This window comes from Pseudomonas syringae, from assembly GCF_023278085.1.
Lineage (GTDB): Bacteria > Pseudomonadota > Gammaproteobacteria > Pseudomonadales > Pseudomonadaceae > Aquipseudomonas > Aquipseudomonas syringae_Q.
This window is the reverse complement of the sequence record NZ_CP066265.1, coordinates 2,388,654-2,414,410: the sequence shown is the minus strand read 5'-3', so window position 1 is coordinate 2,414,410 and position 25,757 is coordinate 2,388,654. Positions and strand designations below refer to the sequence as shown.

Genomic DNA, 25,757 nt, shown 5'->3' with positions numbered 1-25,757 from the left:
CTTCCGTACGTCGCAACACGGGAACTGACGCCCTGCGTTTACCCACTGACACACCATACTTCCAGATGACGTGTGCAAGCCGACGAAAGCGTTCACCGGCCGCGAGCTTTTGTTCTGGAGGTTCGGCATCAGATTTGAATCTCTCCAAAAATGAACTTTTTATTACAATTCAGTGACTATTGTTGACTGCCCTTGGGTCTCAAGTTCACACAGTCTCTGCAGATATTGATTGCAATGGACGTTTAACGGGCGAACGGAATATGAAACAACGAGCGACAGTCATCTGCGAACGTGATGGTCAGATCCTCTATGTGCGCAAGCCAAAATCCAGATGGGCCTTGCCTGGCGGCAAAATAGAATCTGGCGAAACGCCGGTTCAGGCCGCCATGCGCGAGTTATGCGAAGAAACAGGCCTGGAAAATCTCGACCTGTCCTACCTTGCCGTCTACGAAAAAGACCAGGTCACCCACTACGTCTTCATGACACAGGTGCCCAGCTCCATCGAAGCGTCACCGCAGAACGAAATTTCCGCCTGCAAATGGCTTGCGCCGAAGAATCTCGGCGCTCTGAAGGCCAGCAAAGCGACCAAAACCATCGTCAAATCACACGCTCGACAGGGCTGAGACCTTTCCAGAAAAGCGCTTACTCAAGGGATTATCAGGACGATTGGATTGAACGGTATGGCCTCAAGCTGTTCCTAGACAGCACGACGGTTCATCACATTCACCCCGTCTCAGGAGAACCCCATGACTCAAACCGCCCTGGTTGTTGGCGCAAGTGGCATTGTCGGCAGCGCGATCACACAGTTGTTGCTTGAAAACAATTGGCAAGTCGCCGCCCTCTCCCGTAACCCGTCCACTTTGCCCGGCGTGACTCCGGTGGCTGCTGACCTTCAGAACCCGGCGTCTGTGAACGCGGCCCTGGCTGATCTGAAACCCACTCACGTCTTCATCACCACCTGGTCGCGTCAGGCTACCGAAGCAGAGAATATTCGCGTCAACTCGGCAATGGTGCGTAACGTACTGGACGCCGTGCGTGCGGCGGGAAGCGTGCAGCATGTGGCACTGGTCACCGGGCTCAAGCATTACCTCGGGCCATTCGAGGCTTATGGCAAAGGCACGCTGCCGCAAACGCCGTTTCGCGAAAGCCAGCCGCGCCTCGATATCGAAAACTTCTATTACGCGCAGGAAGATGAAGTCTTTGCCGCTGCGGAAAAAGACGGTTTCACCTGGAGTGTGCATCGCCCGCATACCGTGACAGGCGTCGCGGTCGGTAATGCGATGAACATGGCGACCACGCTGGCCGTCTATGCCTCGATCTGCAAAGCCACCGGCCGTCCTTTTGTGTTCCCTGGCTCACGCGTGCAGTGGGACAGCCTGACGGACATGACCGATGCGCGCCAGTTGGCCAAACAACAGTTGTGGGCTGCCACGACTCCGGCTGCTGCCAATCAGGCGTTCAACATCACTAACGGTGATGTGTTTCGCTGGAGCTGGATGTGGGGCCAGATCGCCGAGTACTTCGGCGTGGAGCCGGCTGCCTTTCCGGACCAGCCAGCCTTGCTGGAAAACCAGATGGCCAACGATCAGGCGGCGTGGACCGACATTGTCCGTGAGCATCAGCTCAAGGAAGGCGACATCAACAGGCTGATTTCGCCGTGGCACACCGATGCCGACCTGGGCCGCCCGATTGAAGTGGTCACGGATATGTCGAAGAGCCGCAAGCTGGGCTTTACAGCATTCGAGGCAAGTGATGATGCGTTTTTCAAGGTGTTTGAACAGCTGCGTCGTGACCGGTTGATTCCTTGAGCAGCGTGGCGCTCCGAGTCGTGCAGCGGCTTTGTGTTGTCAGTTGAACCAAGGTCATGCCCCTGACTAGCATGCCGACGCTCTGCGTCGGCATGCAGTTCGTGACGCTCCGCGTCACACAGCGGTTCTGCGATGCCAGTGGTATTTGTTTCCGGCTCAACGCACCTTTTCGCTCCTCGGCGAGTCACTTTGAAGTGTCCAAAGCCCGCAGCTCCGTTTTTGGCACGAAAATCTTCAACAAAAAAGGGTCAACCTTTCGGTTGACCCTTTTCTTACCGCCCAGCAGAGCGGATTTGTTTGGTAGGCGCGATTGGACTCGAACCAACGACCCCCACCATGTCAAGGTGGTGCTCTAACCAACTGAGCTACGTGCCTGCTGTGGGTCGGCATTTTACGGATATTCGAATACCTGTCAAATGCTTTTTCGCAGTAACTCTATGAATAGCCGAAAATTTTGCTCCGGGCTTTCGCCAGAACCAACAAAAAAGGGCAACCCTTTCGGATTGCCCTTTTTTACCGCCCAGCAGAGCGGATTTTGTCTGGTAGGCGCGATTGGACTCGAACCAACGACCCCCACCATGTCAAGGTGGTGCTCTAACCAACTGAGCTACGTGCCTGCTGTGGGTCGGCATTTTACGGATATGGAAATGCCTGTCAATCTGTTTCTTGCGCTAACCCTATGAATTAAAGCGTTTTTTGCCTATCGATTGATGAGCGCTGTTTTTGCCTCAGGCTGGCAGTGCCTTGCCATCTCAGGTAGGATCGGCAGCATCGTCAAGAATATTAAACGGAGTCTCAGGATGGCGAACACGCCCTACCCGCAGTCCTATTACGCTGCTTCCGCCAATCCCGCACCCGAACGCCCGGCCTTGCAAGGTGAGGTCGAGACTGATGTCTGCGTCATTGGTGCTGGCTATACAGGCTTGTCCAGTGCCCTGTTCCTGCTGGAGAACGGATTTCGCGTGACCGTGCTGGAAGCGGCAAAGGTCGGGTTTGGCGCATCGGGTCGCAACGGCGGGCAGATCGTCAACAGCTACAGCCGTGACATCGACGTGATCGAGCGCACCGTAGGCCCGCGTCAGGCGCAGTTGCTGGGGCAGATGGCCTTCGAGGGCGCATCCATTATCCGGGATCGGGTCTCACGCTATGGCATCCAGTGCGATCTGAAGGACGGCGGCGTGTTTGCAGCGCTGACCGGCAAGCAACTGGCGCATCTGGAAGCGCAGCAGCGTCTCTGGGAGCGTTATGGGCACAGCAAGCTGGAATTGATGGACAAACGTCGTATCAATGAAGTCGTTGCCTGCGATCAATACATCGGCGGCTTGCTGGACATGACCGGTGGCCATATTCACCCGCTCAATCTGGCGCTCGGCGAAGCGGCTGCCGTCGAGACCCTGGGTGGCACGATCTACGAGCAATCGGCAGCGATTCGTATCGAACGCGGTGCCAATCCGGTGGTGCATACCGCGCAGTGCAAGGTCCGGGCGAAGTTCATCATCGTGGCGGGCAATGCCTATCTGGGTAATCTGGTGCCGGAGCTGGCAGCTAAATCGATGCCTTGCGGCACTCAGGTCATTACCACCGAGCCGTTGAGCGATGAGCTGGCCAAAACGCTTCTACCTCAGGACTATTGCGTCGAAGACTGCAATTACCTGCTGGACTACTACCGCCTCAGCGCTGACAAGCGCCTGATCTTCGGTGGCGGTGTGGTGTATGGCGCAAGAGATCCGGCCAATATCGAAGCGATTATCCGACCGAAGATGATCAAGGCGTTCCCGCAGCTCAAGAACGTGAAGATCGACTACGCCTGGACCGGCAATTTTCTGCTGACCCTGTCTCGCCTGCCGCAAGTCGGAAGGCTGGGCGACAATATCTATTATTCGCAGGGCTGCAGTGGCCACGGCGTGACCTACACGCACCTGGCTGGCAAGGTGCTGGCCGAAGCCTTACGCGGTCAGGCCGAGCGTTTCGATGCGTTCGCCGACCTGCCCCACTATCCATTCCCCGGCGGCCAGATGCTGCGCACCCCGCTCACGGCACTGGGCGCCTGGTACTACAGCCTGCGAGATAGACTGGGTTTCTGATCAGCATAAAAAAACGGCACCTCATGGGTGCCGTTTCTGTCACTGCCGCGTTGATTTCATTTAACGCCGCGCGCCAGTGTTTTCTTGGCTTCGCCTGCTGCCTGCTCCTGACCGGCCTTCGCCAGCGCATCGGCCGCCTGTAACCAGCGCTGCTGATCGACATGCGCAGGTAGCTGACGGGGCGACTGAACCAGTACCGCCCAACTGCCTGCATCTTTCCAGGCGGACGTGAAGCTACTGAAGCTCATAGAATGGCGCCGGTCCATCCCGACGTTGAGCAATACCGTTTCCTTGACCCGGTTATAACCGATCAGGACGGCGTAACGTGGCCCTTTCCAGAATGCCGAACCCTGGGCAACCCGCAGCATCACTGGATACCCTGCGGAGACCTGAGCCAGCAAGTCCTGCAATTCGCCGTCAAGTGGATAGACCATGAAGCCGTATTCGCGAGCAACCTTCTGCAGATTCTGCTCAAGGCGATCTTCAGCCCCCGGCAATTGCAGCGGCTTGTCGAGCAAGCCAGGCGTGGTCTGCACCTGCTGATTGGCCAGCATGCTCGCCAGCACCATCGGCCCGCTCTGATAGGCGTTACCCCGGAAGAACGGCACAGAAGTCAGTTCAACCCGGTCCGGGAGGCGCTTCATCTCGGGCGTGACCATCGAACTGCACCCGGCCAGGCCAAGCACAAGCGCACAGGCAAGCCAGCAACGTTTGAATGTAGTGGAACTGGAAAAGATAGACACAGACAGCATGTTCACTCACTTCAACTGATATCGGGCAACCCGCGACCCGATCCGGGCTCTGATCATAGAGCGGTCAGGGGTGCGGGTATAGCGTTGTACAGCAGTCTGCTCAACGCATTAGAGCAAATCGGTCATAGCCAGACGCCATTGGTCAATTAAACCGAAACATGCCTCGTACTAGACTGTCAATTATTCAGACCGTGAAAAAAGCAGGATGTGGAGGCACTTATGAGCCTGGGACTGACAATCGTAATGTTGATCGCTTCGTGGCTTGCCGTATCGAGCGCCATGTTGTGGGGAGTCATGCGCGTTTCGCGTCGCCACCCTGTGCGGAGCGTCGAGCCCATCGTGGTGCCAAAACCGGACCTCGCAGAGCATGTCAAAGGTCAACCTGCGACAGTCAGTTGAGCGTTGCTGCCGGTTTCCGAAAATCACCCGTACGCAAGCAATGCCCTGAATGCAAAACGGTCGAGCCAGTTGCCTGGGTCGACCGTTTTTTACATCTGGCCTGTTATCAGTTCGTTGACAGCTTCGCGGCAGCGGCCTTTCTGCGGCGTGCCCTGCGTACCAGCATGTTCAGGCCTTCAATGGCAGCCGAGAACGTCATGGCTGCGTAGATGTAGCCTTTAGGAACATGGGCGCCAAAGCCTTCGGCGATCAGCGTCATACCGATCATGATCAGGAAACCCAGTGCCAGCATGACCACCGTAGGGTTGTCGTTGATGAACTTGGCCAGCGGGTTGGCAGCGACCAGCATTACTACCACTGCACTTACCACAGCGATGATCATGATCGGCAAGTGCTCGGTCATGCCCACGGCAGTGATGATACTGTCGATGGAGAACACCAGGTCCAGCATCAGGATCTGCACGATAGCTGCGCTCATGCTCAGCGCCACCACCGAACCCAGGGCTTTCTCTTCGTCAGTCTTGACGTCCATGCTGTGGTGAATTTCCGTGGTCGCTTTCCAGACCAGGAACAGACCACCAGCGATCAGGATCATGTCTTTCCATGAGAACGCCTGACCAAACACTTCGAACACAGGCTCAGTCAGTTGCACGATATAAGCTACGGTGCTGAGCAGGCCCAGGCGCATGACCAGCGCCATGCCGATACCCAGTTTGCGGGCTTTTTCCCGCTGATTTTCCGGGAGCTTGTTGGTAATGATCGAGATAAAGATCAGGTTATCGATACCCAACACCACTTCCATCACCACCAACGTCGCCAAGGCAATCCAGGCTGCCGGACTTGTCGCGAGTTCCAAAAGGTATTCCATAGATCACTGCCCCGCCTGAGCCAATAGTTATGCGTTAGATTTCTTTGTCGGACTTGCTTTCGGTTTCAGCCTTGTTTGGTGGCGTCTCAAGAATGGAAAGTTCCTGTTTGGCCTCATCCAGCGCTTTGTTGGCCGCCTGATGTGTTTCTTCAATTGTCTGCTTTGCAGTGTCTGCGGCGGCATCAAGCGCTCGTTTGCCGGACGACTCTATCTGATCGCATCCTGCCATTACCAGTAGCGAGCCGCTCAGCAGTACCGCGTAAATGGATGTTTTCATGGGTTTCTCTCGATGTTCAAGGCCAGATGTTCCGTAAGGACCGGCGTTGGCAAGGACTCTATACATTTTGAAACATCAGGAAAATTCGATTTTATAATGCGTATACTTCGGTTTTTACGAATCGGTAAAAACCCATGCTCAATTACCGGCAGTTACATTATTTCTGGGTCGTGGCCAAAACCGGCAGTATCGTGCGCGCGTGCGAGCAGCTGAACCTGACGGCCCAGACCGTCAGCGGGCAGATCAGCCTGCTGGAAACCTCGCTGGGCGTGGACTTGTTCCAGCGCGTGGGGCGGCAACTGGAAATGACCGAAGCAGGTCGCATGGCCCTGCCCTACGCGGAGCAGATGTTTCAACTGGGCAACGAGCTGGAAAACCTGCTGCGTTCACAGCCTGACGAACAACAACTGCTGTTTCGTATCGGCGTGGCGGACGTGGTGCCTAAATCAATTGTGTATCGATTGATTTCACCAACCATGAATCTGCAGGAATCCATCCGGATTACCTGTCGGGAAGACAAACTGGAACGGCTGCTCGCAGACCTGGCCGTCCAGCGTCTGGACCTGGTGATCTCGGACAGCCCGATGCCGCCACACCTGGATATCAAGGGCCATAGTCACAAGCTGGGTGAGTGCGGGGTCAGTTTTTTCGCCACCCGCGAGGTGGCCGAACGTGTGGGAGCGGACTTCCCAAACTGTCTGCATGGCGCGCCGCTGTTGATTCCAGGGCCGGAAACGGTGGTTCGTGGCAGGCTCATGCGCTGGTTCGCCGAACAGAAAATCCAGCCACGCATCATCGGCGAGTTCGACGACAGCGCGTTGATGAAGGCCTTCGGCAAATCCGGCAGCGGCATCTTCGTCGCGCCCAGCGTGATCGCCGATGAAGTGCAGAGCCAGTACGACGTGCAGCTCATCGGCCAGACCGACGCGGTGACAGAGTCGTTCTACGCCATCACCGTGGAGCGCAAGGTCAAACACCCCGGCGTGGTCGCCATCGCCGACAGTGCTCGAAACCAGTTGTTCACCGACACCGTTTAGGCGGCGAGCGGCCCGGGGTCACGTTTGATCAGCCACAACGCCAGCAGGATCGCCAGCAGGATGATTCCGGCCGCGGCGAAACCGACGTTACCCAGCCCCAGATGATCAATCACCCTGCCACCGATGACGGCGCCGATACCGATGCCCAGATTCGCCCCCGCGATGTTCAGCGATGCGCCGAACGCTGGCGCTTCGGGTGCGGCTTTGATCAAACGTACGTGACTTACCAGAAACAGCGCTGCCTGGGTAATGCCCCACACCGCCAGGGCGAGCGCCAGCGCAACCACCGAATGAATGCTCGGCACCACCGCCACCATGCCGACCACCATGAACGCGGAGAACACCAGGCTGGCGATCAGTGGATGACGGTCTACCATGCGCCCGCCCAGCGAGTTGCCAAGCAGGCCGACCGCGCCAAAGCCCATCAGGCACCAGCCGACCAGATTGCCATCGAAACCGGCCAGGCGCTCCAGCATGTCCGCCAGGTAGGTGTAGGCCGTGAACATCCCGCTGAACACCAGAACCGAGAGCAGCACATGCCCCTGCATCATCGGGCTGCGCAAAATGCCGAATTGCTTGAGGATGGACACAGGGTTCTTCTTCGCCGCCGTTTTCGGCAGGTAAACCGCCAGCAACAGCGCCTTGGCGAGCGCCAGCACGGCCAGTGCCGCAAAAGCACTACGCCAGCCGAACGCATCGGAGATCAGCGTGCCGACGGGAATGCCGAACACCGTGGCGCAGACGATGCCGAAACCGATTCTGGCAATCGCCCGCCCGGCAAACTCCGGCCCGGCGATATCCACCGCTGTTTCGCTGGCCAGCGCCCAGAACACCGGCAAACCCAGTGCGGGGATCAAGCGCGCAATACCCATGATGGCGATATTGGGGGCCAGCGCCGCCAGAGCATTGGAAAATCCGAACAGGATGAGAATGCTGATAAACAGACGCTTGCGCTCGAAGCGCGAAAAGTACGCGGTCAGGAAAGGACCGAAAGCGGCGACGGTGAAAGCGAACAGGGTCACCAGCAGACCTGCCTGGGAAACCGTGACATGCAGGTCACGGGCGACAGCAGGCAAAAGTCCGACAATGACGAATTCTGTGGTCAGCACGGTGAAACCGGCAGCCGACAACAGAAGGATGGGCAACAACATGGATACTCCAGAACAATGATACGGCCGTCACGACAGCGCGGCCTGCGAAGCTGACCGGTTCTCGTGCCGATGCTCCGCGTTGGCATGCATTTCGTGACGCTCTGCGTCACGAATCCACGCCGCACCACACCTTTAAAGTCGGACGCAGAGCGTCCAGAAATGCATTCCCACGCGGAGCGTGGGAACGAGAGTGAATAGGGTTTAAGCCACGTTTTCCGGACCGAAATCTTTAAAACTTGCCCATGAAATCACGCTTGCCGATTTCCACGCCGTTGTGGCGCAGCAGGTCGTAGGCGGTGGTGACGTGGAAGAAGAACTGCGGCAAGGCGTAGCTGAGCAGGTAAGCCTGCCCGTTCAGGCGTTTTTCTTTTTCAGTGCCAGGGCGCAGGACAATCTCGATGCCTTCTTTGCCATCTACCTGCTCGGGCGTGATGCTGCCGATGAACGCAAGGGTCTTGGCCAGCAATGCCTGCAACTCTTCGAAAGTAGTTTCGGTGTCTTCGTATTGCGGGATCTCGACGCCCGCCAGACGAGCCGATGCCCCTTTGGCGAAATCGACGGCGATCTGCACCTGCCGGGTAAACGGCAACATGTCCGGAAACAGGCGAGCCTGGAGCAAGGCAGGAGGCTGGATTTTCTTCTCGGTCGCGTAGGTTTCAGCCTTGGTCAGCACATCGCTCAGTGCGTTGAGCATTTGCTGAAAGACAGGAATGGAGGCGGCGTACAGGGAGATAGACATGACGTATCCTGAGTGAGAAAGGCGCAATTATAGACCGCCTGCTGCGAAACACCGTGACACTTTTCATTCAATGCGCAGATCAGCGCAGTGGCCGCTGGCATTAATGACTGACACGCCCTACGCTGATCCACCGCCATCACTCAGGGAAGCGTCATGTCTACCGAAGACTCACCCAGCGAATCGCCCGCAAACACCGAGACATTACAGCTCAACAGCACGGAAATCCGCATTCTTGGCTGCCTGATCGAGAAGCAGGCGACCAATCCGGAGACCTACCCGCTGACCCTCAATGCGCTGGTCATTGCCTGCAACCAGAAGACCAGTCGTGATCCGGTCATGAACCTGACCCAAGGCCAGGTCGGTCAAAGCCTGCGTGCACTGGAAGGCCGCGGCCTGACGCGGCTGGTGATGGGCAGTCGTGCCGATCGCTGGGAGCACAAGGTCGACAAAGGTCTTGAGCTGGTCCCTGCACAAGTGATCCTCACCGGCCTGCTGTTGCTACGAGGTCCGCAAACCGTCAGTGAACTGCTGACCCGCAGCAATCGCATGCACGATTTCGAGGACAGCGAGCAGATTGTCCATCAACTGGAACGCCTGATCAGCCGAGGGTTGGCAACCCTGGTGCCGCGTCAGTCCGGCCAGCGGGAAGATCGCTACATGCACCTGCTCGGTGATCCGCAAGACATGCAAGCGCTTCTGGAAGCCCGTCAGCAACAGCCGGAACGTGGCGCAGCGCATCCGGCAGCCAGTCGCATCGATGAACTGGAAGCGCGTGTTGCCGCACTTGAAGAGCGTCTCGCCAGGCTGGAGTGAACAGCATTGCCCTGCTCGCCCTGATCGACGAGCAGAGCAGCGCTATCCGGCTCTGGCAAAGGCCGCTGCCTGCTGGTACTGCTCATCGGTCGGGCGCACGCCGGTATAAAGCACAAACTGCTCAAGCGCCTGAATGGCGGCCACTTCATCACCGCTCACGATGCGCTTGCCCAGGCGACGTGCGGCCTGAACCAGCGGCGTTTCAGCAGGCGTCGCCACAACGTCGAAAACAGTATCGGCAGCCTCGATGGCCGGTACATCAAACGCCAGCTCATCAGCCTGCGCACCTTGCATGCCCAACGGCGTGACATTGACCAGCAAAGGTGGCCGCGCAGTTCCAAGTTCCGCCTGCCAGCGAAACCCGCACGCCTCGGCCAGACGTTGTCCGGCCTGCTGGTTGCGGGCCACGATCAGACCGTCTGTAAAGCCGGCATCACGCAGCGCAAATGCAACCGCCTTGGCCATGCCGCCGCTGCCGCGCAGGGCAAACGCGCTGCGTGGTACCGCATGACTGTCCATCAACTGCGCCACGGCAATGTAGTCCGTATTGAAGGCCTTTAGATGGCCATCAGTGTTGACGATGGTATTGATCGACTGGATAGCGGCCGCCGATGCATCCAGTTCATCCACCAGTTCAATGCAGGCTTCCTTGAAGGGCATCGACACCGCACTGCCGCGAATCCCCAGCGCACGGATGCCGGCCACCGCAGCGGCAAGGTCAGTCGGCGAAAATGTCTTGTAATAGAAGTTGAGGCCCAACTGCTGGTAAAGATGATTATGAAAACGCACCCCGAAGTTGCCCGGACGTGCGGCCATGGACATGCATAACAACGTGTCCCGGTTGGCGGTGATGGACATGCAGTTTCCTCCAGACGGTAATGGCTTGACGCTTCGCCAACAGCGTAAGCTATGCCGTAACGAATGCGGGAACGCACCTTACATAAAATTTACTCAGCGCTTTCGCAGATTCTTACAATTTCGATGTCATAGTGTTATCCCGTGGCAGTGCTTGAGAGTGATGCAGGCGCGCGACAACGGGTTGAGAGCGAGGAACAGTCATGATTCGTCAAATCCCCAAAATTGCCTTGTTTGTAGGTGCCTTGGCCCTTGCCGGCCAGGCGAATGCTGACCGTGGCTGGGGTGGCCCTGCCGTGGTGGGTGCTATCGTAGGCGCTGCGGTTATCGGGGCGGCGGTATCTTCAGGCCGTGACAGAACGGTCTATGTAGAACGCGAGCCGGTTTATGTGCAGCAGCAGCCGGTTTATTACGCACCACCGCCGGTCTATTACCAACCGGCTCCGGTGTATCAGGTTGTCGAGCGCTACCCGCCGCCTCCACCACCCGGTTACTACCATCGCTATGGCCCGCCTCCAGGCCCTGGCTATTACTACGGCCCGCCACGCGGCCGCTGGTAACGGAACGAAAAACCCGCCTCCTCAGGCGGGTTTTTTAATGGGCGTGCGCATAACATCGCCTGCTCGCGCAATGCAGCCGACCCTTGTTGTTATCAATGACCACTATTGAGAGCGTCGATTTCTGTCGTGATCGATTGCCCCCTACAGTAGCGCCATGGCTTGAGGAGGCAGTTATGACCAAAGTGAATATCATGTCCGTCGTCGGCAGCGCAGTTCCCGCCACGCTCAGAGCGAAAGGTCTGCTGGCCTGCTGGTATCTGATTCAGGACGGCGAACCGGTCAGTGGCCCGCTCGCATCATTGCCAGTAGCCGAAGAGCTTTCCCGGCAATTGCAGAGCCAACCGCTCAACAGCTGATCCATTCGCTGCCATCACTCAGATACGCTCGGCCATCGCCGCGTTGACCTGGCAGCGGTGAGCCAGTTTCTGCAGGCGCTTCTCCAGCGCCATGAACACCACGCGGTCGGTGCGGCCGCTGTCGAGTTCGTCGATCAGGTCATTGGCCACCTGCCGTAATTCATGCGCCAGCACCACGCGGTCATCGTTCAGGTCCTGCTTATGGGACTCGAACAGCCGATGCAGGTAATCCTGCAGAGTGTATTTCAGACTGTGCCGGTCACTGGCACGCAAATGCGTCAGGTTCAGGCTGATCCGGCCCTGCAATTCGCTTAATTCCCCACACAGATATTGCATGCGCCGGGCATAGCCCACTTCGCGATCACGCAACTGCTTGTGCGCCAGCGCGGCGTCCTGCTTGCGCTGAATGGCCGGGACCGCCACGGCAACCATCAATCCCACGATCAGGCCCATCGCCTGCATCCAGCCGGCCCAGTCTGACGGACGCGACGTAAATCCTGCACCCAGCAATAGCACTACCACCAGCGAAGCAACGATTACCAGTATCAGGTAGTCCTTGCCGATAAACCCCTTGAGCATTGCATGACTCCTTGAATCGCGAACCTGAATGGCATGGAATGCTAATCGGTGCGGGCCTCTTGCACCATGAATATTCAGTTTTCACGCCGTTTTAGACAACGCCGCACGCAGAGAACCACTTAACGGCAACTTAACGGAATCCCGATTCCTGCATTTATTGATGAATCGCCCTACACCCCCCATCGACATACATCAAAGTCTGCTCATAAAATGCAGCGTTTTGACGCGATCCCTTCCATTACCACACTTTATCGAGTGAGCCTTGCTCTTGAAAATTCGTCTGTCTGTTTTGGGCCTATTATGTGTACTTACAGGTCCGGTATTTTCCACCACCACGTTTGCCAATGAATCTGCTGTTCTCAACCGTGATCCTTCCAACCTGCACCTCGCCTCCGGCAGCGCGATGGTGATCGATTTGCAAACTGACAAAGTGCTGTACTCCAGTAACCCGGATGTCATCGTACCGATTGCCTCGGTGACCAAACTGATGACCGCCATGGTCGTGCTTGATGCCAAGCAATCGATGGATGAAGTCATTCCGGTCAATATTTCCCAGACGCCGGAAATGAAAGGCGTGTTTTCACGCGTCAAGCTCGGCAGCGAAATGAACCGCCGGGACATGCTGCTGATCACCCTGATGTCTTCGGAAAACCGCGCTGCTGCCAGTCTGGCGCACAGTTATCCGGGCGGCTATCCGGCGTTCATCCTGGCCATGAATGCCAAGGCCAAGGCGCTGGGCATGAAACACACGGCGTATGTCGAGCCCACCGGCCTGTCGGTGTACAACGTCTCGACCGCACGTGACCTGACCAAGCTGGTCATGGCGGCACGCAAATACCCGATGCTCAGTGAGCTGAGCACCACCGAGCAGAAAACGGTCACGTTCCGCAAACCGACCTACGTCCTCGGCTTCAGCAACACCGACCACCTGGTGCGCAAGGACAACTGGGACATCAAACTGACCAAGACCGGCTTCACCAACCAGGCCGGTCACTGCCTGGTGCTGCTGACGACCATGGCCAACCGCCCGGTGTCTGTGGTGATTCTCGATGCTTTCGGCAAATACACCCACTTCGCCGACGCCAGCCGTATCCGCAAGTGGATGGAAACCGGCCAGAGCGGTCCGGCACCGGAAGTCGCGCTGCAATACAAGAAAGAGAAGAACCTGGTCATGAAGCAGACGGGCATTCAGGCCAAGGACTGATCACCCCGCTTCATAAGGAAAAACGGTCGCGATGCTTACACATCGCGACCGTTTTCATTTAGTCGACCAGCGCTCAGTTGTACTGCGTCACCAGCTTGGTGTTCAGGTAGGCCTCGATGGCCTCGGTGCCGCCCTCGGAGCCGTAGCCGGAATCCTTGATCCCGCCGAACGGCACTTCCGGCAAGCCGATGCCCTGATGGTTGATCGACAGCATGCCGGCCTCAAGGTAGGTGCTCAGTGCCTGAGCGGTCTTCATTGAGGTGGTAAACGCGTAGGACGCCAGCCCGAATGGCACGCGATTGGATTCGGCAATGGCCTCTTCCACGGTGTCGAACGGCACCAGCAGCGCGACCGGACCAAAGGGTTCTTCGTTCATGATGCGCATGGCAGGCGTCAGGCCACTCAACACGGTGGGTTCAAAGAAGTAACCCGCCCCCTCCAGCGCCTTGCCGCCGGCTGACAGCGTTGCGCCGGCGCCTAGCGCCTCTTCAATCAGGTCGACCAGCGCAGGAATGCGTCGATCATTGGCCACCGGCCCCATGGTCGTGCCCGCTTCCAGACCGTTGCCAACCTTGATTTCACGGGTCAGCCCGACAAATTTCTCGGTGAACGCGTCCAGCACCTTGCGCTGCACCAGAATTCGCGTCGGCGATACGCAGACCTGCCCGGCATTGCGGAACTTGGCAGTGGCCAGCACCCGCGCAGCCAGATCGATATCAGCGTCATCGAACACCAGTGCCGGCGCGTGGCCGCCCAGTTCCATGGTCGCGCGCTTCATATGCTGCCCGGCCAGCGCGGCCAGTTGTTTGCCTACCGGAGTGGAACCGGTAAAGGTCACTTTGCGAATGACCGGATGCGGGATCAGGTAGCCAGAGATTTCTGCCGGGTCCCCGTACACCAGCCCGATGACGCCCGCAGGAACGCCCGCATCGGCGAATGCGCGGATCAGTTCGGCAGGCGACGCAGGCGTCTCTTCCGGTGCCTTGACGATGATCGAACAACCGGCGGCGAGTGCCGATGACAGCTTGCGCACCACCTGATTGATCGGGAAGTTCCACGGTGTGAACGCCGCCACCGGACCGACCGGCTCCTTGATGACCTTCTGCTCGATGGACACGTTACGCGATGGCACGAGACGGCCATAGGTGCGACGCCCCTCTTCGGCCAGCCAGTCGATGACATCGGCCGCCGACAGGGTTTCCATGCGGGCTTCGGCAAGGGGCTTGCCCTGCTCTTGCGTCATGATCCGGGCAATGCTGTCGGCACGCTCGCGAACCAGGTTTGCAGCCTTTTGCATGATCTTGTAACGGTCGTAGGCCGACGTGTTACGCCAGGTGGTAAAGCCACGCTCGGCGGCCGCGAGTGCCTCGTCAAGATCGGCGATGCCGGCATGCGCCACGCTGCCCAGCGACTCGCCGGTGGCAGGATCCATGACGGGGATGGACCGGCCATCGCGGCTCGCGCGCCATTGACCATCGATATAAAGCTGTACGTCTGGATACATGAAAAATCTCCATAAGTAGTAGAAAGAAAACGAAGTAGCTAACCGGTCACGCCCTTTGATCAGCTTCCAACAGCGGCAAAGGTGCGTCGAGATCATGCTCGCCGCCCATGGCCTCATATTTCTTGCGCAGGGCCCTAAGGTCTTTCTGCGTGAGGCCGTCGAGGTTCAGCAATGAGTTCTGCGCATCCTTGGTCACGCGCAACAGCTCGTCGATTTTCAGGTGCAGGACATCATTGTCACGGTTCTGCGTGTTCTGGATCAGGAACACCATAAGGAAGGTAATGATGGTAGTCGAGGTGTTGATGATCAGCTGCCAGGTATCGTTGTAGTGAAACCATGGGCCGGTAAACGCCCACAGGCAAATCAGCACTACCGCCGAAGCAAATGTGGCGGGGCTGCCCGCCCATTTCGAAAGGGACTGCGAGAATCTGGAAAAGGTCATGAATGGCTGCCTGAACACGGGAGTCTTGAATGGACACCGGTGAGGCTTTGAAATTTCCTCTTGTCAGCCGACCCGTTCAGGCGACCGACAGCTTTGCTTGATCAGAAGATGCGCAGTGCTGAACTGCTTAAAGATACGGCCCGCGTTGCGCGAGCCGTACACCCGCCACATCACGCGGGCAAATTGCCTTGGCCGCTTTCGATGATTTTCGCGAAATTCAACACGTCTGCCGGGTAGCTGGAGCCACCCACGCCTCCCGTGTCGCTGAGGTCAGCTTTATTGACCTTGTCAGGCCCGGAGTTGTAGGCGCGCAGTGCCGCGCCCATGTCGCCGAACTCCTTGTTCTGGTCACGCAGGTAAAGCGCGCCCGCCATGATGTTGGTGTGCGGATCGTTAACGTCATTGCCCAGTAAGCCAGGATTTTGTTGCTGCAATGACTTGAACGTGTCTGCGTTGACCTGCATCAGGCCCGCATCGGCCTTGCCGTTTACGTTGGTGGTGGCCGCATTCAACTGTCCACGTGATTCGGCCCATATCTGCCCGGCGATCACGCTGGGTGGCACGCCAGTGGCCTTGGCGGCGTCCATGATATCCCCACGGTATTTCTCAAGCTGCTGCGGCAGATGCAGCCCACCGCTACCGCTGAGCGACGTGTCTGAAGACGCGCCATCGGCCGCACTAGTGGTCGGTGTACTGCCCGCATCCCCCAGACCGCCATTGCCAGCATATGACGCCGGGTCGCCACCGCCACTTCCAACAGAGCCTCCGCCGCCGCCACCCGGGTTGTCGCTACCGCCAGCACTTTGCGTCGACGGATCCGTCTGCGCATTGCCGGAAGCGTCCTTGTTTTGCGTGAGCATCTGCATCAACTGTTTCAGCAGGCTCATGATCTGCTCGACCAGGCCAGATGCGCTATTGCCCGACGCGGCACCCACACCGCTCGTTGATGAATCAGCGCTGTCGGGCGGTGCAAAATTGACCTGTGTCTGCCCTTGATTGCCAAATAACAACGTGCTCGGGTCGATGGTCGAATGGCCTCCCTCGCCAAGCCCGTTGGGTTGGCCATTTTTTCCGCTCAGCGAGGAAAAATCGAGCGGCAGGGAGTTTGAGTTACGAATCGGCGTAACACTCATCGTCATAATCAGTTACCTCACTCAGAACCAGTACACCTGACAAACTGCCCTATCGCGGCTCAGGCATGATCGGGATAAAAGAATCACAACTGAGTGGTTCAATACCCGACCCGGTTCCCACGTACTGGCGGGCCAGTCATGAGGATGAAAAAAAACGGTGCCCATCAAGGCACCGTTTCAACTGCGCAAGCTTTCTGTGCTTTTACAGAATCGGCTTGCCGCCCGTCACGCCGTAACGCGAACCGGAGATGTAACTGGCTTCGTCAGAGGCCAGCAATACATAAATCGGCGACACTTCGACGGGCTGGCCGGGACGACCCAGCGGGGTCTCGCTGCCGAAGCTTTTCACGTCTTCATCGGTCATGGTCGCAGGAATCAGCGGCGTCCAGATCGGGCCGGGCGCCACGCTGTTCACGCGGATGCCCTTCTCGCCCAGCAACTGCGCCAGGCCACCGGTGAAGTTGGCAATCGCGCCCTTGGTGGTCGCGTAAGCCAGCAGCGTCGGCTTGGGCATGTCCGAATTGACCGAACTGGTGTTGATGATCGAGCCGCCCCTCGGCATGTGCGGAACGGCAGCCTTGCAGATCCGAAACATCGCAGTGATGTTGATATCGAAGGTCTTGACCCACTCTTCGTCGGAGATTTCTTCCAGCGTTTCATGGTTCATCTGGAACGCAGCGTTGTTGACCAGCACGTCGATGCGGCCAAATTCGGCGACCGTCTTGCTGACGATGTCTTCGCATTGTTGCTTCTGCGCCAGATCGCCCGGCAACAGCAGGCACTTTCTACCCGCTTCTTCAACCCAGCGTTTGGTTTCTTCAGCGTCTTCGTGCTCGTTCAGATACGAGATCGCGACCTGCGCACCTTCCCGTGCAAAGGCAATCGCTACGGCGCGGCCAATACCGCTGTCAGCGCCGGTGATCAGTGCGATCTTGTCTTTCAGGCGGCCCGAGCCTTTGTAGCTCTTTTCACCACAGTCCGGATAAGGGTCCATCTTGCCTTGCAAGCCCGGAACCTGTTGCGGCTGACTGGCAAACGGTGGCTTTGGGTATTCTTCATTCATCTGGATACATCTCCTTGAACGGTAACAACCCTTGTCGGTGGCACTGGCCGGACACGACAAGGGAGTTATTGCGGGTTACGACAATCAGGCGCCAGGCTTGAGTACCACTTTGGTCCAGCCATCATCGCGCGCATCGAAATGCTGGTAGGCCACCGGGCCTTCTTCCAGCTTCAGGCGATGGGAAATGATCTGCGACGGCTTGGCACGGTCGTGATGAATCAACTCGGCCAGTCGACGGTTATAAGCCTTGACGTTGGCCTGGCCGGTGCGGATCTGCTGGCCCTTGAACCAGAACGAACCGAAGTCGAAGGCCATCTTGCCTTCCTTCGCCAGGTCGTTATGGGCGCCCGGATCCTGTGGCACGAAGACGCCTACGACACCAATCCCGCCAGTCGCCTTGGTCGACGCCACGAGGTTGTTCATGGTGACGTGGTTGGCCTCGTGACCATGTCGGTCGCAGCACTGATAACCGACGCATTCGCAGCCACGGTCGGTGCCCTTGCCATTGGTCAGGTTGAGAATCTGATCCACTGCGCCCTGCTCCAGCGAGTTGATCGGCGTCGCGCCCATCTTCGCGGCGAGCGCCAGACGGTCCGGATGGTTATCGACCACGAACACTTGCGAAGCGCCCTTGATCATTGCCGAATGCGCCGCCATCAGGCCAACCGGGCCAGCGCCGTAAATCGCAACGCTCTCACCCGGCAGCAGACCCGCCAGCTCGGTGGCGTGCCAGCCGGTCGGGAAGATATCCGAGAGCATGACGTAGTCGTCTTCGCGCTCGGACGCATCTTCGGGCAACAGCAGGCAGTTGAAGTCGGCATAAGGCACACGCAGCAGCTCGGCCTGGCCACCCTCGTGGTCGCCCATGTCGGCAAAACCATAGGCAGCGCCTGCACTGCCAGGGTTGGCAGTCAGGCAATAACCGGTCAGGCCTTTTTCACAGTTTTCGCAGAAACCACAACCGATGTTGAACGGCAGGCAGACCCAGTCACCCACTTTGATGCGGTCGACGCCTGCGCCGACCTCGATCACCTGGCCCATATTTTCGTGGCCAAAGATGCGCCCGGTCTCGAACGAGGTACGACCTTCGTACATGTGCAGGTCCGAGCCGCAGATATTGGTGGAGGTCACTCTGATCAGAGCGTCTGTCGGCTTCTCTATTTTTGCATCCGGTACGTTCTTGACACTGACGTCACGCGGACCGCTATAGACGATCGCTTTCATATTCGGCTCTCCTGAGTTTAAAAATTCGATGAAGCTTTTTATGGCTCACCGAATGTCTGTCACAACGAGAACTGGCATGTTCAAAGCGATTGCCCGCACACCTGACGAGCGGTCATGGGCAACGGAGGTGGAGTACACACTTCGTCCGGCTTTCAGGCTGATCAGAATGGCTGATACCCGCGTGTACGGCTCGCAAATAAGCATTTGCATGGCCGGTCTGATGGTATACCATCAGACGAAATACAAAACACTCGTTCCGGGAGTCGTTCATGAGCTTCGAGATTCGCAAAATCGTTAATTACACTGAAGAAACCTTCATCGAAGGTGGCAAAGCCACTGACAAGCCGGTGACGATGGTGGGCCTGGCAGTCGTGATCAAAAACCCGTGGCTGGGGCGCGGATTTGTCGAAGATCTCAAGCCGGAGATTCGCGCCAACTGCTCGGATCTGGGCGAGCTGATGGTCAAGCGCCTCACCGACGCCATTGGCGGTGCCGACAGGATCGAGGCTTACGGCAAAGCTGCAGTGGTCGGTACAGACGGCGAAATCGAACACGCCTCGGCGGTGATTCATACCCTGCGCTTCGGCAATCACTATCGCGAAGCGGTAAAGGCCAAGAGCTACCTGAGCTTCACCAACAAGCGCGGCGGCCCTGGCACGTCGATTCAGATTCCGATGATGCACAAGGATGACGAAGGTCTGCGTTCGCACTACATCACCCTGGAAATGCACATTGAAGATGCGCCACGCGCCGACGAAATCATCGTCGTGCTGGGTGCAGCCAACGGCGGACGCCTGCATCCGCGCATTGGTAACCGCTATATCGATCTGGAAGAACTGGCCGCCGAAAAGGCCCAGTAATCGTCCCTCTCCACTTCTGCGCAGGAGCGATTCATGATTCAGCTCACCGCTGAACGCACCCCGGCGGGTACCAGCTATCTGGCGACCGGCCAAGGTCACCCCGTGGTGTTGATTCACGGGGTGGGCCTGAATAAAGAAATGTGGGGCGGCCAGATCGTTGGTCTGGCGGCGCATTATCAGGTCATTGCCTATGACATGCTCGGCCATGGTGCCAGCCCGCGCCCCGATCCGGACACCGGTCTGCCGGGTTATGCCGAGCAGTTGCGCGAGCTGCTGGAACACCTCGGTCTGCCGAAGGCGGCCGTCATCGGTTTCTCGATGGGCGGGCTGGTTGCACGCGCATTCGCCCTGCAATTCCCGCAGCACCTGTCCGGGTTGATCATCCTTAACAGCGTGTTCAACCGCAGCCCCGAGCAGCGTGCCAGCGTTATCGCGCGCACTGGCCAGGCGGCCGAGCATGGCCCGGATGCCAACGCGGGCGAAGCCCTTTCGCGCTGGTTCAGCCGCGAATATCAGGCGGCCAATCCGGCGCAGATCGCGGCCATCCGGCAAAATCTGGCCAGCAATGACCCGCAGGGTTACCTGACCACGTACAAATTATTCGCCACTCAGGACATGTACCGCGCCGACGATCTGGGCGATATTCATGTGCCCACGCTGATCGTTACAGGTGAGCTGGACCCCGGATCAACCCCGGAAATGGCCCGTGAGCTGGCGCTGCGCATTCGTGATGCCGAAGTCGCCATACTGCCCGATCAACGCCACATGATGCCGGTGGAATCGCCGCGTCTGGTCAATCAGGTGTTAATGGCGTTCTTTGAAAAAATCGGTCTGGACAAATCGGCGTCCGTCCACCATTCGATAAAGGGGACCGTTGCATGAGCCTTACCCGCTTCCAGATGTGCATCGACGGCCAGTGGGTCGACGCGCTGTCCGGCAACACCTTCGAGAGCCTCAACCCGGCACTGGCCGAGCCGTGGGCGCAACTGCCCGATGCCGATGAAGCCGATGTCGAGCGCGCCGTGCAGGCTGCGCAAAAAGCTTTCGAGAGCCCGGCATGGCGTGGCCTGACTGCCACCGCACGCGGCAAGCTGTTGCGCAAGCTGGGCGACCTGATCGCCGAGAACAAGGAGCAACTGGCGCAACTGGAAAGCCGCGACAACGGCAAGCTGATTCGCGAAACCCGTGGCCAGGTCGGCTACCTGCCAGAGTTCTTTCATTACACCGCCGGGCTGGCTGACAAACTCGAAGGCGGCACCCTGCCCCTCGACAAGCCGGACCTGTTTGCCTACACCGTTCACGAGCCGATGGGCGTGGTGGCCGGGATCATTCCCTGGAACAGCCCGCTGTACCTGACCGCCATCAAACTGGCTCCCGCGCTGGCCGCCGGGAACACCATCGTGCTCAAGCCTTCGGAGCATGCCTCGGCGACTGTTCTGGAGCTGGCACGCCTGGCCCTGGAGGCTGGCATCCCGCCTGGCGTGGTCAATGTCATCACCGGTTACGGCCCCACCACCGGCGCAGCCCTGACCCGTCATCCGCTGGTGCGCAAGATCGCCTTTACCGGCGGCGCTGCCACCGCGCGGCATGTGGTGCGCAGCAGCGCGGAAAACTTCGCCAAACTGTCACTGGAGCTGGGCGGCAAGTCGCCGAATATCATTTTTGCCGACGCCGACCTCGACAGCGCCATCAATGGCGCCGTTGCGGGCATCTACGCCGCTTCCGGGCAGAGCTGTGTTTCAGGCTCGCGATTGCTGGTGCAGGACGAAATCTACGACGAGTTCGTCGAACGCCTGGCCGAACGCGCCAGCAGAATCCGCATCGGCAACCCTCAGGATGAAGCCACTGAAATGGGCCCGATGGCCACCGCCCAGCAACTGGCGGTGGTCGAGGGTCTGGTGGCCGACGCACTGGCTGAAGGCGCACGCCTGCGTCTGGGTGGCAAACGTCCTGAACTGGACAGCAAGGGCTGGTTCTATGAACCTACGCTATTCGAGTGCGATCACAACTCGATGAAGATCATGCAGGAGGAAGTCTTCGGCCCGGTCGCGTCGGTGATTCGTTTCAAGGACGAAGCCGAAGCACTGGCAATCGCCAACGACTCCCAGTTCGGCCTTGCCGCCGGTATCTGGACCCGCGACCTGGGCCGTGCCCACCGGCTGGCCCGCGATATCCGCTCCGGGATCATCTGGGTCAACACGTACCGTGCGGTATCGGCCATGGCGCCTATCGGCGGTTTTAAAAACAGCGGCTACGGCCGCGAGAGCGGGATAGACTCTGTGCTGGCCTACACCGAACTGAAAACGGTGTGGATCAACCTTTCGCAGGCGCCCATGCCTGATCCATTTGTCATGCGTTAACGAGGCCGCTGCGATGATTGAACCGAGTATCTACAAAGAAGTCATGGCGTCATTCCCTTCGGGCGTCACGATTGTCACCACGCTGGACCCCGAGGGCAACCTGGTCGGCATCACCGCCAGTGCGTTCAGTGCGCTGTCCATCGACCCGGCGCTGGTGCTGTTCTGCCCCAATTACGCGTCCGACACCTACCCGGTGCTGCGCGACAGCAAAAAGTTTGCGATTCACCTGCTGTCTGCCGATCAGCAGGTCGAGGCCTACGCGTTCGCCAGCAAGGGCAAAGACAAGACCAAAGGCATCGAGTGGCAGTTGAGCGAGCTGGGCAACCCGCTACTGGACAAAGCGACCGCCATCATCGAATGCGAGTTGTGGCGTGAATACGACGGGGGCGATCACGCGATCATCGTCGGCGCGGTGAAAAATCTGATTCTGCCTGCGATTCCGGTGACACCGATGATCTATCACCGCGGCAAGATGGGTGCGCTCGCGCCGATCGTCTGAGGCTGCGGCGGGCGGTTTTGGTGGTTGCAGGCGTCGGCGTGATAAACTCGGCCGCGACCCGGATGCAAACCTCCGGGGCATGCAGCAGCCCGCGAGGTTCGCGGGCTGGCGACATGAGCGAGGCTTTGGCTACCGTCATGTCTACCGTCGTGTTTTTCACATCGCCAGCCCCCTTACATTGACAGCCCAATACCGAGCAAACCCGATGAAACGCCTGCCACTCGACGACAACTTCAAGGTCAATCGCAACCCGATCACGCTGCGGGAGATCGTGCTGGACAAACTGCGCAGCGCAATCATGAACTTCCAGTTGTTACCGGGGGACCGGCTGGTCGAGCGGGATCTGTGTGATCGTCTCGGGGTCAGCCGCACATCGGTGCGCGAGGCGTTGCGCCATCTGGAGTCTGAAGGTCTGGTGGAATTCGCTGACGCCAAAGGTCCGCGTGTCGCCATTATTACCCTCGCCGATGCGTGCGATATCTACGAGCTGCGCTGTGTGCTGGAGGGCCTGATCGTCCAGCTGTTCACCCTGCGCGCCAAGCCCAAGGATATTCGTGCGCTGGAAAAGGCGCTGGAAGAGAATCGCCAATCGCTCAAGGAAGGCGAGTTGCAGCAGGTGATCGACTCGGTGCAGGGTTTCTATGATGTGCTGCTGGAAGGCTCGGGCAATCATGTTGCCGCCACCCAATTGCGTCAGTTGCAGGCACGCATCAGCTACCTGCGCGCGACCTCGGTTTCCCAGGAAAACCGCCGTGACGCCAGCAACAAGGAAATGGAGCTGATCGTCGAAGCCATCAAGAGCGGTGACCCGGTGGCGGCGCATCAAGCCTCGGTCGACCATGTTCGCAACGCTGCCAGGGTGGCACTGGAATACCTGAAATCCAAACAGGATGACGACGCGAAAGTCCGCGATATCGTTGCGCCAGTGGCCCTCAAAGAACCCCGTATAGGTCGCTGAGATGGTCACACCGCGCTTCTGTCCTCAATGCGGTGGCGCGGACCTGGTGCAGCGCGTCCCTTCGGGCGACACCCATGCGCGGTTGATCTGTAGCGGCTGTCAGTACATTCATTACGTGAACCCGAAGATCATCGCCGGCTGCATCATCGAGCAGGACGGCAAGTACCTGCTCTGCCAGCGAGCCATCCCGCCACGTCCCGGCACCTGGACGTTACCGGCCGGATTCATGGAAAGCGGCGAAACCACCGAGCAGGCGGCGCTTCGCGAAGTGTGGGAAGAAAGCGGCGTACGCGCCGAGATTCTATCGCCCTACTCGATCTTCAGCGTGCCGCGGATCAGCGAGGTGTACATCGTGTTCCGCGCCATCGCCCTGGAAGTCACCGGCCAGTTCGGCCCGGAAACCCTGGACTACCGATTCTTCGCCCCTGAAGACATCCCGTGGGACAGCATCTACTACCCCGCCATCCGCCAGATACTGGAGCGCTACATCGAAGAGCGCCAGGCCGGTGTCTACGGTATTTATATCGGCAACGACGACACCGGCAAAATCCATTTTATTAGGTAGGGGCAGCGGCAAGTTTTTAGCTGCAAGCTGCAAGTGAAGCAGTCCGAGCAGTATTTGATCTTGCTTTAAGCTTGAAGCTTGTAGCTTGTAGCTTGTAGCTCAAGGCTGCCCCTCAACTATCACAATTTCGGCCTTCGACGCGCCTTGCCGGTGGCTCATGGCGTTCTGGTACTCAGGCGAGTGGTAGCAGGCGACGGCCTGTTCGTAGGATTCAAATTCAATAATGACCGTGCGTTGCGGCGTGGTCCGGCCCTCCATGGCTTCGGACCGGCCTCCCCGTGCCAGGAATTTGCCGCCAAACAGGGTAAATGCGGCGGGTGCACGCTGGGTGTATTCGCTGTACTGCTGGAGGTCGGTCACATCGACGTGCGCAATCCAATAGGCCTTCATCGCGATCTCACTGTTTCAATGGCAGGGAATCTATGAAATATTCTGTCTTATGGTATACCACGATTCACTCTTCCATAACACCGGGGTCCTGAGCATGGCGTTCGATCGCATCGAAGACATCATTGAAGACTATCGCCAAGGCAAGATGGTGTTGCTGGTCGACGACGAAGACCGCGAAAACGAAGGCGACCTCTTGCTCGCCGCCGATTGTTGTTCGGCACACGCTATCAGTTTCATGGCCCGCGAGGCGCGTGGGCTGATCTGTCTGACACTGACCGACGAGCATTGCCAGCGCCTTGGCCTGGAGCAAATGGTGCCGAACAACGGCAGTGTATTCGCCACCGCCTTCACCGTATCCATCGAAGCTACCACGGGGGTGACAACCGGCATCAGCGCGGCGGATCGCGCCCGCACCGTGCAGGCGGCGGTCAATACGGCGGCGATTCCCGAAGACCTGGTGCAGCCGGGCCATATCTTTCCTTTGCGTGCGCGGGATGGCGGCGTGCTGACTCGTGCGGGGCACACCGAAGCAGGCTGCGACCTCGCACGGCTCGCCGGTTTCACACCCGCCTCGGTGATCGTCGAAGTCATGAATGACGACGGCAGCATGGCGCGGCGGCCGGACCTGGAACGGTTTGCAGAAAAACACGGCATCCGCATCGGCACCATCGCTGACCTGATTCACTATCGGCTGAGCACCGAGCACACCGTCGTCAGAATCGGTGAGCGCGAGTTGCCCACGGTACACGGCACTTTTCGCCTGTTCAGCTACGAAGACCGCATCGAAGGCGGTGTGCACATGGCAATGGTGATGGGCGATATCCGCCGTGAAGACGCCACGCTGGTGCGTGTACACGTGGTCGATCCATTGCGTGACCTGGTCGGTGCCGAATACACGGGGCCGGCCAACTGGACGCTCTGGGCGGCGTTGCAACGGGTCGCCGAAGAAGGCCACGGTGTGGTCGTGGTGCTGGCCAATCATGAATCGTCTCAAGCCCTGCTGGCGCGTATTCCACAGCTTACCCAGCCACCTCGGCAGTACACACGCTCGCAATCACGCATCTATTCCGAAGTCGGCACCGGTGCGCAGATTCTGCAGGACCTGGGCGTCGGCAAACTGCGCCATCTCGGTCCACCGCTGAAGTACGCCGGTCTGACCGGTTACGATCTGGAAGTGATTGAAAGCATTCCGTTTCCCGGCTGACACTGAGGCAAACCGCCTTTACTCATTGGCTTTCGAGCATGGGAAAGCATCGAATGAAGGCATTTTGGAGGGG

General features: G+C 58.5%; 29 protein-coding genes and 2 tRNA genes. 16 read left to right on the top strand and 15 right to left on the bottom strand.

The annotated features are described in order from the left end of the window. Positions 1 to 260 precede the first annotated feature (260 nt). The gene (locus I9H07_RS10855; protein WP_024673175.1) at positions 261 to 623 is read left to right on the top strand and encodes an NUDIX hydrolase; all 363 of its coding nucleotides are present in this window, start codon (positions 261 to 263) and stop codon (positions 621 to 623) included. Between the two features lie 123 nt (positions 624 to 746). After that, entirely contained in the window at positions 747 to 1,808 is a 1,062-nt protein-coding gene (locus tag I9H07_RS10850) for an SDR family oxidoreductase (protein WP_236425151.1), read from the top strand. A gap of 298 nt (positions 1,809 to 2,106) precedes the next feature. Here I9H07_RS10850 and I9H07_RS10845 read toward each other — a convergent pair. Both I9H07_RS10845 and I9H07_RS10840 read right to left on the bottom strand, forming a co-directional pair. Further along, positions 2,107 to 2,183: transfer RNA gene (locus tag I9H07_RS10845), tRNA-Val, on the bottom strand. A 165-nt stretch (positions 2,184 to 2,348) separates the two neighbouring features. After that, positions 2,349 to 2,425, bottom strand: a tRNA-Val gene (locus tag I9H07_RS10840). A 183-nt stretch (positions 2,426 to 2,608) separates the two neighbouring features. Here I9H07_RS10840 and I9H07_RS10835 point away from each other — a divergent pair. Next, positions 2,609 to 3,892 carry an NAD(P)/FAD-dependent oxidoreductase gene (locus I9H07_RS10835; protein WP_236425150.1) on the top strand — a complete coding sequence of 428 codons (1,284 nt, stop codon included), beginning with the start codon at positions 2,609 to 2,611 and terminating at the stop codon, positions 3,890 to 3,892. 56 nt (positions 3,893 to 3,948) lie between these two features. Here the strand turns inward: I9H07_RS10835 and I9H07_RS10830 are convergent, their stop codons facing one another. Next, a complete protein-coding gene (locus I9H07_RS10830) occupies positions 3,949 to 4,644 on the bottom strand; it encodes a peptidase C39 family protein (RefSeq protein ID WP_058392685.1) in 696 nt (231 codons plus the stop codon). 219 nt (positions 4,645 to 4,863) lie between these two features. Between I9H07_RS10830 and I9H07_RS10825 the strand changes: the two genes are divergently transcribed. Further along, complete coding sequence (locus I9H07_RS10825) at positions 4,864 to 5,043, top strand: hypothetical protein (protein ID WP_024673171.1); 180 nt, start codon at positions 4,864 to 4,866, stop codon at positions 5,041 to 5,043. Positions 5,044 to 5,149: 106 nt separating this feature from the next. Here the strand turns inward: I9H07_RS10825 and I9H07_RS10820 are convergent, their stop codons facing one another. Together I9H07_RS10820 and I9H07_RS10815 are read right to left on the bottom strand one after the other, a co-directional pair. Beyond that, entirely contained in the window at positions 5,150 to 5,911 is a 762-nt protein-coding gene (locus I9H07_RS10820; protein ID WP_024673170.1) for a TerC family protein, read from the bottom strand. A 34-nt stretch (positions 5,912 to 5,945) separates the two neighbouring features. Then, on the bottom strand, positions 5,946 to 6,188 hold the full coding sequence (locus tag I9H07_RS10815; RefSeq protein ID WP_058824577.1) for a hypothetical protein: 243 nt from the start codon (positions 6,186 to 6,188) through the stop codon (positions 5,946 to 5,948). 134 nt (positions 6,189 to 6,322) lie between these two features. On the opposite strand from I9H07_RS10815, the gene nhaR reads away from it, so the two are divergent. Then, positions 6,323 to 7,225: a transcriptional activator NhaR gene (nhaR, locus tag I9H07_RS10810; RefSeq protein WP_236425149.1), complete on the top strand. Its 903-nt coding sequence runs from the start codon at positions 6,323 to 6,325 to the stop codon at positions 7,223 to 7,225. On the opposite strand, the gene I9H07_RS10805 is transcribed toward nhaR, so the two are convergent. Next, on the bottom strand, positions 7,222 to 8,376 hold the full coding sequence (locus I9H07_RS10805; RefSeq protein ID WP_058392682.1) for an MFS transporter: 1,155 nt from the start codon (positions 8,374 to 8,376) through the stop codon (positions 7,222 to 7,224). The two genes, nhaR and I9H07_RS10805, sit on opposite strands and share 4 nt — an antisense overlap. A 229-nt stretch (positions 8,377 to 8,605) precedes the next feature. Further along, positions 8,606 to 9,115 carry a DUF1993 domain-containing protein gene (locus I9H07_RS10800; protein ID WP_024673166.1) on the bottom strand — a complete coding sequence of 170 codons (510 nt, stop codon included), beginning with the start codon at positions 9,113 to 9,115 and terminating at the stop codon, positions 8,606 to 8,608. Positions 9,116 to 9,268: 153 nt separating this feature from the next. On the opposite strand from I9H07_RS10800, the gene I9H07_RS10795 reads away from it, so the two are divergent. Beyond that, the gene (locus I9H07_RS10795; RefSeq protein WP_058392681.1) at positions 9,269 to 9,928 is read left to right on the top strand and encodes a YceH family protein; all 660 of its coding nucleotides are present in this window, start codon (positions 9,269 to 9,271) and stop codon (positions 9,926 to 9,928) included. 42 nt (positions 9,929 to 9,970) lie between these two features. Here I9H07_RS10795 and I9H07_RS10790 read toward each other — a convergent pair whose 3' ends face one another. Beyond that, positions 9,971 to 10,786 carry a shikimate 5-dehydrogenase gene (locus tag I9H07_RS10790; protein WP_058392680.1) on the bottom strand — a complete coding sequence of 272 codons (816 nt, stop codon included), beginning with the start codon at positions 10,784 to 10,786 and terminating at the stop codon, positions 9,971 to 9,973. Between the two features lie 200 nt (positions 10,787 to 10,986). Here I9H07_RS10790 and I9H07_RS10785 point away from each other — a divergent pair, with 200 nt between their 5' ends. Both I9H07_RS10785 and I9H07_RS10780 read left to right on the top strand, forming a co-directional pair. Beyond that, complete coding sequence (locus I9H07_RS10785) at positions 10,987 to 11,343, top strand: hypothetical protein (RefSeq protein WP_024673163.1); 357 nt, start codon at positions 10,987 to 10,989, stop codon at positions 11,341 to 11,343. A gap of 173 nt (positions 11,344 to 11,516) precedes the next feature. Beyond that, the gene (locus I9H07_RS10780; RefSeq protein ID WP_236423302.1) at positions 11,517 to 11,699 is read left to right on the top strand and encodes a hypothetical protein; all 183 of its coding nucleotides are present in this window, start codon (positions 11,517 to 11,519) and stop codon (positions 11,697 to 11,699) included. Between the two features lie 18 nt (positions 11,700 to 11,717). On the opposite strand, the gene I9H07_RS10775 is transcribed toward I9H07_RS10780, so the two are convergent. Further along, positions 11,718 to 12,278 (bottom strand): hypothetical protein, encoded by a 561-nt coding sequence (locus tag I9H07_RS10775; RefSeq protein ID WP_058392678.1) that lies wholly within the window; start codon positions 12,276 to 12,278, stop codon positions 11,718 to 11,720. 262 nt (positions 12,279 to 12,540) lie between these two features. On the opposite strand from I9H07_RS10775, the gene pbpG reads away from it, so the two are divergent. Then, on the top strand, positions 12,541 to 13,482 hold the full coding sequence (gene pbpG, locus I9H07_RS10770) for a D-alanyl-D-alanine endopeptidase (RefSeq protein WP_058824581.1): 942 nt from the start codon (positions 12,541 to 12,543) through the stop codon (positions 13,480 to 13,482). A 73-nt stretch (positions 13,483 to 13,555) separates the two neighbouring features. On the opposite strand, the gene I9H07_RS10765 is transcribed toward pbpG, so the two are convergent. The 5 genes from I9H07_RS10765 to I9H07_RS10745 form a co-directional block, all read right to left on the bottom strand. Next, a complete protein-coding gene (locus I9H07_RS10765; protein WP_024673160.1) occupies positions 13,556 to 14,986 on the bottom strand; it encodes an NAD-dependent succinate-semialdehyde dehydrogenase in 1,431 nt (476 codons plus the stop codon). Between the two features lie 46 nt (positions 14,987 to 15,032). Further along, the gene (locus I9H07_RS10760) at positions 15,033 to 15,428 is read right to left on the bottom strand and encodes a low affinity iron permease family protein (RefSeq protein ID WP_024673159.1); all 396 of its coding nucleotides are present in this window, start codon (positions 15,426 to 15,428) and stop codon (positions 15,033 to 15,035) included. 170 nt (positions 15,429 to 15,598) lie between these two features. Next, on the bottom strand, positions 15,599 to 16,438 hold the full coding sequence (locus I9H07_RS10755; protein WP_236423306.1) for a lytic transglycosylase domain-containing protein: 840 nt from the start codon (positions 16,436 to 16,438) through the stop codon (positions 15,599 to 15,601). A 325-nt stretch (positions 16,439 to 16,763) separates the two neighbouring features. Then, positions 16,764 to 17,624 carry an SDR family oxidoreductase gene (locus I9H07_RS10750; protein WP_024673157.1) on the bottom strand — a complete coding sequence of 287 codons (861 nt, stop codon included), beginning with the start codon at positions 17,622 to 17,624 and terminating at the stop codon, positions 16,764 to 16,766. Positions 17,625 to 17,708: 84 nt separating this feature from the next. Continuing rightward, the gene (locus tag I9H07_RS10745; protein ID WP_236423301.1) at positions 17,709 to 18,848 is read right to left on the bottom strand and encodes a glutathione-independent formaldehyde dehydrogenase; all 1,140 of its coding nucleotides are present in this window, start codon (positions 18,846 to 18,848) and stop codon (positions 17,709 to 17,711) included. Positions 18,849 to 19,117: 269 nt separating this feature from the next. On the opposite strand from I9H07_RS10745, the gene I9H07_RS10740 reads away from it, so the two are divergent. The 6 genes from I9H07_RS10740 (at position 19,118) to I9H07_RS10715 (ending at position 24,090) form a co-directional block, all read left to right on the top strand. Then, positions 19,118 to 19,708, top strand: coding sequence for an amino acid synthesis family protein (locus I9H07_RS10740; protein WP_024673155.1), 591 nt, complete (start codon positions 19,118 to 19,120; stop codon positions 19,706 to 19,708). Between the two features lie 33 nt (positions 19,709 to 19,741). Further along, the gene (locus tag I9H07_RS10735) at positions 19,742 to 20,590 is read left to right on the top strand and encodes an alpha/beta fold hydrolase (RefSeq protein ID WP_236423300.1); all 849 of its coding nucleotides are present in this window, start codon (positions 19,742 to 19,744) and stop codon (positions 20,588 to 20,590) included. Beyond that, positions 20,587 to 22,068: an aldehyde dehydrogenase gene (locus I9H07_RS10730; protein ID WP_024673153.1), complete on the top strand. Its 1,482-nt coding sequence runs from the start codon at positions 20,587 to 20,589 to the stop codon at positions 22,066 to 22,068. Before I9H07_RS10735 ends, I9H07_RS10730 begins: the two co-directional genes overlap by 4 nt. Before the next feature lie 13 nt (positions 22,069 to 22,081). Further along, complete coding sequence (locus I9H07_RS10725; RefSeq protein ID WP_024673152.1) at positions 22,082 to 22,567, top strand: flavin reductase family protein; 486 nt, start codon at positions 22,082 to 22,084, stop codon at positions 22,565 to 22,567. A gap of 205 nt (positions 22,568 to 22,772) precedes the next feature. Next, positions 22,773 to 23,525: a GntR family transcriptional regulator gene (locus I9H07_RS10720; RefSeq protein WP_058824585.1), complete on the top strand. Its 753-nt coding sequence runs from the start codon at positions 22,773 to 22,775 to the stop codon at positions 23,523 to 23,525. A gap of 1 nt (position 23,526) precedes the next feature. Next, complete coding sequence (locus I9H07_RS10715) at positions 23,527 to 24,090, top strand: NUDIX hydrolase (RefSeq protein WP_024673150.1); 564 nt, start codon at positions 23,527 to 23,529, stop codon at positions 24,088 to 24,090. Between the two features lie 99 nt (positions 24,091 to 24,189). Here the strand turns inward: I9H07_RS10715 and I9H07_RS10710 are convergent, their stop codons facing one another. Next, positions 24,190 to 24,480, bottom strand: a complete 291-nt coding sequence (locus I9H07_RS10710; protein ID WP_058824586.1) for a DUF1330 domain-containing protein — start codon at positions 24,478 to 24,480, stop codon at positions 24,190 to 24,192. Between the two features lie 94 nt (positions 24,481 to 24,574). On the opposite strand from I9H07_RS10710, the gene ribBA reads away from it, so the two are divergent. Then, entirely contained in the window at positions 24,575 to 25,684 is a 1,110-nt protein-coding gene (gene ribBA, locus I9H07_RS10705; RefSeq protein ID WP_058824628.1) for a bifunctional 3,4-dihydroxy-2-butanone-4-phosphate synthase/GTP cyclohydrolase II, read from the top strand. Positions 25,685 to 25,757 lie beyond the last annotated feature (73 nt).

Excerpts from the sequence above, each read along its gene's own strand:
- I9H07_RS10855 (WP_024673175.1), top strand. The coding sequence starts at position 261 with ATGAAACAACGAGCGACAGTCATCTGCGAACGTGATGGTCAGATCCTC.
- I9H07_RS10850 (WP_236425151.1), top strand. The coding sequence starts at position 747 with ATGACTCAAACCGCCCTGGTTGTTGGCGCAAGTGGCATTGTCGGCAGC.
- I9H07_RS10835 (WP_236425150.1), top strand. The coding sequence starts at position 2,609 with ATGGCGAACACGCCCTACCCGCAGTCCTATTACGCTGCTTCCGCCAAT.
- I9H07_RS10830 (WP_058392685.1), bottom strand. The coding sequence starts at position 4,644 with ATGCTGTCTGTGTCTATCTTTTCCAGTTCCACTACATTCAAACGTTGC.
- I9H07_RS10825 (WP_024673171.1), top strand. The coding sequence starts at position 4,864 with ATGAGCCTGGGACTGACAATCGTAATGTTGATCGCTTCGTGGCTTGCC.
- I9H07_RS10820 (WP_024673170.1), bottom strand. The coding sequence starts at position 5,911 with ATGGAATACCTTTTGGAACTCGCGACAAGTCCGGCAGCCTGGATTGCC.
- I9H07_RS10815 (WP_058824577.1), bottom strand. The coding sequence starts at position 6,188 with ATGAAAACATCCATTTACGCGGTACTGCTGAGCGGCTCGCTACTGGTA.
- nhaR (WP_236425149.1), top strand. The coding sequence starts at position 6,323 with ATGCTCAATTACCGGCAGTTACATTATTTCTGGGTCGTGGCCAAAACC.
- I9H07_RS10805 (WP_058392682.1), bottom strand. The coding sequence starts at position 8,376 with ATGTTGTTGCCCATCCTTCTGTTGTCGGCTGCCGGTTTCACCGTGCTG.
- I9H07_RS10800 (WP_024673166.1), bottom strand. The coding sequence starts at position 9,115 with ATGTCTATCTCCCTGTACGCCGCCTCCATTCCTGTCTTTCAGCAAATG.
- I9H07_RS10795 (WP_058392681.1), top strand. The coding sequence starts at position 9,269 with ATGTCTACCGAAGACTCACCCAGCGAATCGCCCGCAAACACCGAGACA.
- I9H07_RS10790 (WP_058392680.1), bottom strand. The coding sequence starts at position 10,786 with ATGTCCATCACCGCCAACCGGGACACGTTGTTATGCATGTCCATGGCC.
- I9H07_RS10785 (WP_024673163.1), top strand. The coding sequence starts at position 10,987 with ATGATTCGTCAAATCCCCAAAATTGCCTTGTTTGTAGGTGCCTTGGCC.
- I9H07_RS10780 (WP_236423302.1), top strand. The coding sequence starts at position 11,517 with ATGACCAAAGTGAATATCATGTCCGTCGTCGGCAGCGCAGTTCCCGCC.
- I9H07_RS10775 (WP_058392678.1), bottom strand. The coding sequence starts at position 12,278 with ATGCTCAAGGGGTTTATCGGCAAGGACTACCTGATACTGGTAATCGTT.
- I9H07_RS10765 (WP_024673160.1), bottom strand. The coding sequence starts at position 14,986 with ATGTATCCAGACGTACAGCTTTATATCGATGGTCAATGGCGCGCGAGC.
- I9H07_RS10760 (WP_024673159.1), bottom strand. The coding sequence starts at position 15,428 with ATGACCTTTTCCAGATTCTCGCAGTCCCTTTCGAAATGGGCGGGCAGC.
- I9H07_RS10750 (WP_024673157.1), bottom strand. The coding sequence starts at position 17,624 with ATGAATGAAGAATACCCAAAGCCACCGTTTGCCAGTCAGCCGCAACAG.
- I9H07_RS10745 (WP_236423301.1), bottom strand. The coding sequence starts at position 18,848 with ATGAAAGCGATCGTCTATAGCGGTCCGCGTGACGTCAGTGTCAAGAAC.
- I9H07_RS10740 (WP_024673155.1), top strand. The coding sequence starts at position 19,118 with ATGAGCTTCGAGATTCGCAAAATCGTTAATTACACTGAAGAAACCTTC.
- I9H07_RS10735 (WP_236423300.1), top strand. The coding sequence starts at position 19,742 with ATGATTCAGCTCACCGCTGAACGCACCCCGGCGGGTACCAGCTATCTG.
- I9H07_RS10730 (WP_024673153.1), top strand. The coding sequence starts at position 20,587 with ATGAGCCTTACCCGCTTCCAGATGTGCATCGACGGCCAGTGGGTCGAC.
- I9H07_RS10725 (WP_024673152.1), top strand. The coding sequence starts at position 22,082 with ATGATTGAACCGAGTATCTACAAAGAAGTCATGGCGTCATTCCCTTCG.
- I9H07_RS10720 (WP_058824585.1), top strand. The coding sequence starts at position 22,773 with ATGAAACGCCTGCCACTCGACGACAACTTCAAGGTCAATCGCAACCCG.
- I9H07_RS10715 (WP_024673150.1), top strand. The coding sequence starts at position 23,527 with ATGGTCACACCGCGCTTCTGTCCTCAATGCGGTGGCGCGGACCTGGTG.
- I9H07_RS10710 (WP_058824586.1), bottom strand. The coding sequence starts at position 24,480 with ATGAAGGCCTATTGGATTGCGCACGTCGATGTGACCGACCTCCAGCAG.
- ribBA (WP_058824628.1), top strand. The coding sequence starts at position 24,575 with ATGGCGTTCGATCGCATCGAAGACATCATTGAAGACTATCGCCAAGGC.